General features: G+C 45.7%; 1 protein-coding gene. It reads left to right on the forward strand.

All coding sequences use genetic code 11. The annotated features are described in order from the left end of the window. The coding region (locus tag D7V77_RS45445; protein WP_233597594.1) for a hypothetical protein at positions 1-184 on the forward strand (184 nt) is incomplete at its 5' end. Positions 185-422: the final 238 nt, after the last annotated feature.

A 422-nucleotide genomic window follows, 5' to 3' on the forward strand; every position in this document is an offset into this window, starting at 1 on the left:
GTTATATGCTAGACTATTGCTGACTTCATACTTTATAGTCAAAAAGATCAGCAAGGGCTGGAAAGCTCTCGCCAACCAGGGCAAGCAGGCCTGGAAGGAAACAGACCGACCGAATGATGTTGCTGATTCCAACGATGACGATGACAATAGCTGGGAGGTCATTGACTTCAATGGAGACGCATAGACTTCCCACTTGATGCCGGGCTAGCCTTACGAAGTGCGTTGTCGAGGTTATCGTTTCAGATTCGACCCCCGTAATGTTCAGTCAACGGAAGAATATGGCACATGGAAGATGCTCATCATATATTGGTTGAGGCTGTCTGGCTAACGCAACAATGTAATATTTTCTATTTGGTTGGTGCGCGGTGATCCATCCCCAGAGGACATATCATTAAGCCTTCATCAGCACAGTCTTTTAATAT

The organism is Corallococcus sp. CA041A (assembly GCF_003612075.1).
Classification (GTDB): Bacteria; Myxococcota; Myxococcia; order Myxococcales; family Myxococcaceae; genus Corallococcus; species Corallococcus exiguus.